This window comes from Floccifex sp. (assembly GCF_051873555.1).
Taxonomy (GTDB): Bacteria; Bacillota_I; Bacilli_A; order Erysipelotrichales; family Erysipelotrichaceae; genus Floccifex.
This window is the reverse complement of record NZ_JBJEEY010000158.1, coordinates 1-5,089: the sequence shown is the minus strand read 5'-3', so window position 1 is coordinate 5,089 and position 5,089 is coordinate 1. Positions and strand designations below refer to the sequence as shown.

The window sequence follows — 5,089 nt, the reverse complement described above, 5'->3', positions numbered from 1 at the left end:
ATACTACTAATCCTGCTCCAGATGCTCCTAACAATGCGATATATGGCATGTTGTTGATGATGACACCAGTTAATGGAGTTGAATCCTTGGTGTTTGTAAATGTTACATGATTAATATTAGTTTTATCTACAGAATCGATAATTATTCCATCTACATACCAATATTTTACCGATTTATCATCAACAGTTATAGTTTCATCTCTAGCAACATTATCGCCAGCTTTAGTATTTGAAGTCGCTGTTTCAGTGTAATCTGTATCTTTTTCAGATACTTTATACGTTGTACCTACTGGTAATCCTTCAATCGTAACTATACCATCATCAGCCAATTGTCCTGTTAACTGAGCGTCATATGTTACCCTTACTGCATCTCCTGATGTTGAATCTTCATGTTTAGTAAACGTAACCTGAACATAATTAAATTTTACTTGGTCATTTGGATTTTTTTGTGATCCAGTGGAAACTGATTTACCAATTGTGCAAGTATATGTATCAGTTTTTAAAGTTTTTGCAAAATTTTCAGGTAATGTCAAATCAATAACAAAATCAAAAGAATCTGCATGTGCACCTGTTCCTTTTACTTGTTTTTCAACTTCCAAAATAGCATTTTCATTATAAATGTTTGTGAATTCAGCGTTTCCTTTTCTGTTTGTAATATTATTTATTATGACTAAATGATCTACTTTAACTGATCCAGGAGCCTCTGTATTACTATTTTGTACTTGAACAATAATTGTATATGTTGTTTCAGAATATGTAACACCAGTTTGAGCTGTTCCATTCTGAGTACCTGGGGTTTCTGTTAATGTATAGTAGTAGTTACCTGGAGTAGTACCAGTAGTTGGTTCAAATTTAAATGCCAATGCAGATGGAGATGTGGCTAAATCAGTAAAAGTGATTGTTCCAGTATTTGTTTCAACATTATTTACTTTAACAACAGGTGCTGTTCCTGTTCCCTTTTCTGTATCATTTGCACCCGAACTAGTGTTATGATTAACAGTAAAATTGAAACTTAATTGTTCATTTAAATTTTTTAAATTATTATCGAAAGATAATGTTTTCTTGATGTTTACTGTATCACCAGAAATATTTGTTTTTATTTCTTCCCCATCTTTTTGAACAGTATCATATTTATTATTCGCGGCATTAGGGTCATAGCTATTGCTTATATCTGCCGCCATTACCGGACTAATTGCAGTTGCTAAAGCTAAAGCACCAGCCAGTAGTACCGGTTTGATATTTTTCTTAAACATAATTAATTCTTTCCTTTCTTTTTTCTCTAAAGGTTTCTTCGTCTGCATACAAGCATGACTGATCCCTTTATCTCGGACTTCTTCACAGGTCCATATATTCGACTGTCCTGTGCGTTTTCTCTATTGTCTGCCAGCAGGAATACTTCATCCTTTTCCAGTGTAACTGGAAAACTGATTCCCTCTTTATATGGGTACGTCTTGGTAAACACATGGCTTTCCTGTTGAACGAAGCCGTTTACCATCAGCTGTCCATCTTCATTGATATCCACTGTATCACCTTCAACAGCAACGACTCTTCTTACGACCGCTCGGTCATTGTATTTCAGTACCACTGTATCGTTTGATACATACGATCTGTCTATCCTATAGTAAAAGACCAGATCTCCCTCCTCATAGGCAGGGGACATCGAGTCGTCTGGATTTGCCATGAATCCAAAGCAGAATCCAAACAATACAGTGAATACAATTGCAAGCAGACCTAACTTTATAGTGAAGTCCTTTATTTCCTGTTTCAAAGCATTACTTTGATTCATTTAGTTAAATACCTTTCAATAGATTGTTTAAATTGATAAACAATATTGATAAAATTGATTTGAAATTATTAAACAACTGCTAATTGCTTAATGATTTCGATTGATATGTAGAGTAAGTCTATTACGCCAATAATTGATACTTACTCTACATTTTTAATTGTCTTTTCTTTTTAAGAACGAATGCGATAGCTGCTACTTCAGCTACGATAGTACCAATCATTCCAAGACCTTTTGGTGTGTTGTCAATAATTCCAGTTAATGGAATAGCTTCTTTTGTATTGATGACAGTTACAGTAGTATCACTAGTTATTTTTCCACTTATTTTTGATGCAGGTTTGTTTTCTTGATCAACAACATTATTACCATTCAATTGATAAGTAGGACTGTACCCTTTTAAATTTTCATCGGAAGAATCTTCTTCAACTGCATATTCTGTTTGGTATGGAATATCTTCATACACTTTTGTATTTGTTGATTCTTTGCCTTCTTCTGCAGGTTTACCATTTAATGTTGCTTTATCAGCTTCTTTTCCGTATTTTACATTAATATTAAATTCATCTGTTAATACTGCTGCCGAACCTTTTACTTTTTTCACTACAGTCAGTTTACATAATTTTGTATTTTTTACTGTAAATGTCTGATTTCCTGTAATAGGGTCAACATTTCCTGGAACATACTCAACTTTGAATGTTTTTTCATTTAATGTGATTTTCCAATCATCATTTTCATCGATTGGATTTTCACCAGATAATTCTCTTACATACCCTACATTTGTATTTTTAGGGATTGTCCAATAATAATTTCCATTACCATTTAGAGATATAGTTTGAATGCTTTTTCCTTCTTTATCTGTAATCAAATTCCCCTCTGAATCATATAATGCCACACTTACATCTGTTTTATCTGATTCATCACATAACCATTCTTTAGTCACTGTTATGGTTTTAAATTTTGGCTTGTAAGTATTTGTAACTTCAATATCTCCAAAAGAACCGCCAATATATTCATAGCTGGCATCACATCCAGCATTCCATGATTTTGATGGAGCATAAATATTGTAAACATTATTTTGATTGGAATATGTGTCCGGATAATACTCAAGATATCTATCTGATCCTAGACTCAGTTTAACGTAAGGTCCATAATGTCCACCTTGTTCTTTGGGATTATTAGCGTACTTTTCTAAACTATAAAATTGCAAATTATCCATTGATGTCCAACCATTAAATTGCCCTTTTGAACCCGTCATATCTTTGACACCATTGAATATTGCCAGTCTTTCAGATTCCGATAATTCCTTATACGAAATTACTCCATAAGTCCCCGTAGTACCAGAAAAAATCAATATTTTATTAGATTGAGAATTTCCCTGTACTAAATAATCTCTTTGGCTTCCGCTTGTATTTATATCCCCTTGCCATTTTAATTTCATAGGTTCAATTTCAACTGTTTCTGATGTTAAAGAAGTACTAAAATCAATAGTAGATGCTAAAGATTCCGGTAATCCATCTTGCTTTACTGTGTATGTTCCTCCAGTTAACCCTGTCAATCTCCATGAATATTTATATTCTGTTTCAGACTGCTTAATCATATCTGAAATTTTTCCAGTATGAGTATTTTGTCCATCTGTCACAGTGAATTCTAACTGACTAAGAATTGTTTGAATATCCTCTTTTGATATACCACTTTCAAAATTTAAAGAAATACTTAACACAATATAACTTGTATCTGGTGTTAAATCTGCATATGTACTTACTTTTTCTCTTGAAAAAAACATACTACTTTCTAGTTTTTGAGTTCCTTCATCACCTGCATTTGGAATTTGTTCTAGAACTTCTGAATTGTCGCCTGAATCTGATCCTTCTAGAACAGTTTGACCCTCCGCAAATGTAAACGAAGCTGTTTGTACAAGTCCTGCAACCATAAAACAAGCTACCAGGCATGGAATTAACCATTTTAATATTTTCTTCATAATTTCCTCCTTTCTTTCAGATTGGTCTTAAAAATTAAGACAATCTTACAATTATTATTGTAACGTTAAATTCGTGTTTTTGCTTTGTTATTAATTACCCCCCCCCGGTTTATAAAACAAGCACTTGTGAATTAATTTCACAAATTAAAAACTCTTGAAAAAAATGAATTTATGATACAATAAAAAAGGTGATAATATGTTTTTTATAAAGAAGAATCCAGAAGCAATCAAACAAGAAAAAATCGCAAATCTATGGAACTATATGACATCTATGTCTAAAAAAGATAAGAAATTATTTCAACAATTAATTGAACAAGACAATGAACCTCTAAAATACAGAGACGGAGAAGTTCCTAAATCTCAATTTTTAAAAGACAAAAAAATAATCGAGAAATTCATTGTTCAGGAACAAATCGATTCTCGATTATATGACTATATATGTTTTAAATTTAAAGACGATGTCTTTGAATTACTAGACGAATCCTATGATCAATTCTATTCTATCATCGGCTAAATGCCGATGATTTCTTTTATTGTCTTTATAAAGAAAATCACTAAGACAATGACCATAATAGGTTTTACAGACAATTGCTGTTTTTTAAAATAAGAAGAACCAATATAGTTTCCTAACATATTAAATAAACCCGCAATCAATCCCAATACAAATAACACTTTTCCATTTAAGATATAAACCACTAAAGCCGCATAATTCGTTGTTAAATTAATAACCTTTGTGATTCCATTGGCTTGTTTTAAATTTAAATGCGCAAAACTTGTTAAACAAATTAAAAGAAACGTACCTGTTCCAGGTCCATAAAAACCATCATATATTCCAATAATAAAAGCTATGACACAACTCATACATAAAGTTTTTTTATTAGATAGTTCTTCTTTTTCTTTAAAAGTCTTAGGATACAAAATATAAATGGTAACCAAAGGCAAAAGAACAACCATGATTCTTTTAAAATAAAAATCACGAATATGTAAAGCCAAATTTGCCCCTAGTGAAGAACCAATCATCGCAAAAATAACACAAACCAAAGCAATATCCCATCGAATAAAACCTGCTTTTCCATAGCGAATTGTTGTAATGGTTGTTCCCATAGAACTCGATAATTTATTGGTCGCAATAGCTTGATGAACCGGTATGCCTCCCATTAAATAAGCTGGTAAAGAAATCAGTCCACCGCCTCCTGCAATGGCATCCACTAAACCAGCTACAAATACCAATGAACAAATCAAAATATATTTCATGTTCTTTATTATAAGGTTTCTTTATTTTATTTCAATCTTTCTTTTATTTCATCTTCTTGTTGAAGATGACCAATTAAT

At 32.0% G+C, this 5,089-nt stretch carries 5 protein-coding genes; 1 reads left to right on the top strand and 4 read right to left on the bottom strand.

Features of this window, described 5'->3' with window-relative positions:
* The 3 genes from ACI32A_RS09025 to ACI32A_RS09015 all read right to left on the bottom strand — a co-directional run.
* On the bottom strand, positions 1-1,300 hold a 1,300-nt coding region (locus tag ACI32A_RS09025), incomplete at its 3' end, for a DUF7601 domain-containing protein (RefSeq protein WP_439754730.1).
* The gene (gene lepB, locus ACI32A_RS09020; RefSeq protein WP_439754729.1) at positions 1,279-1,785 is read right to left on the bottom strand and encodes a signal peptidase I; all 507 of its coding nucleotides are present in this window, start codon (positions 1,783-1,785) and stop codon (positions 1,279-1,281) included. The genes ACI32A_RS09025 and lepB, both read right to left, overlap by 22 nt.
* A gap of 145 nt (positions 1,786-1,930) precedes the next feature.
* Positions 1,931-3,757 (bottom strand): hypothetical protein, encoded by a 1,827-nt coding sequence (locus ACI32A_RS09015; RefSeq protein ID WP_439754728.1) that lies wholly within the window; start codon positions 3,755-3,757, stop codon positions 1,931-1,933.
* Between the two features lie 196 nt (positions 3,758-3,953).
* Here ACI32A_RS09015 and ACI32A_RS09010 point away from each other — a divergent pair, with 196 nt between their 5' ends.
* Complete coding sequence (locus ACI32A_RS09010; RefSeq protein ID WP_439754727.1) at positions 3,954-4,271, top strand: hypothetical protein; 318 nt, start codon at positions 3,954-3,956, stop codon at positions 4,269-4,271.
* Here the strand turns inward: ACI32A_RS09010 and ACI32A_RS09005 are convergent.
* Positions 4,268-5,011: a sulfite exporter TauE/SafE family protein gene (locus tag ACI32A_RS09005; RefSeq protein ID WP_439754726.1), complete on the bottom strand. Its 744-nt coding sequence runs from the start codon at positions 5,009-5,011 to the stop codon at positions 4,268-4,270. The two genes, ACI32A_RS09010 and ACI32A_RS09005, sit on opposite strands and share 4 nt — an antisense overlap.
* Between the last annotated feature and the right edge of the window lie 78 nt (positions 5,012-5,089).

What these genes read in the sequence shown, in the direction of transcription:
- ACI32A_RS09010 (WP_439754727.1), top strand. Translation starts at nt 3,954, where the DNA reads ATGTTTTTTATAAAGAAGAATCCAGAAGCAATCAAACAAGAAAAAATC.
- ACI32A_RS09015 (WP_439754728.1), bottom strand. Translation starts at nt 3,757, where the DNA reads ATGAAGAAAATATTAAAATGGTTAATTCCATGCCTGGTAGCTTGTTTT.
- ACI32A_RS09005 (WP_439754726.1), bottom strand. Translation starts at nt 5,011, where the DNA reads ATGAAATATATTTTGATTTGTTCATTGGTATTTGTAGCTGGTTTAGTG.
- lepB (WP_439754729.1), bottom strand. Translation starts at nt 1,785, where the DNA reads ATGAATCAAAGTAATGCTTTGAAACAGGAAATAAAGGACTTCACTATA.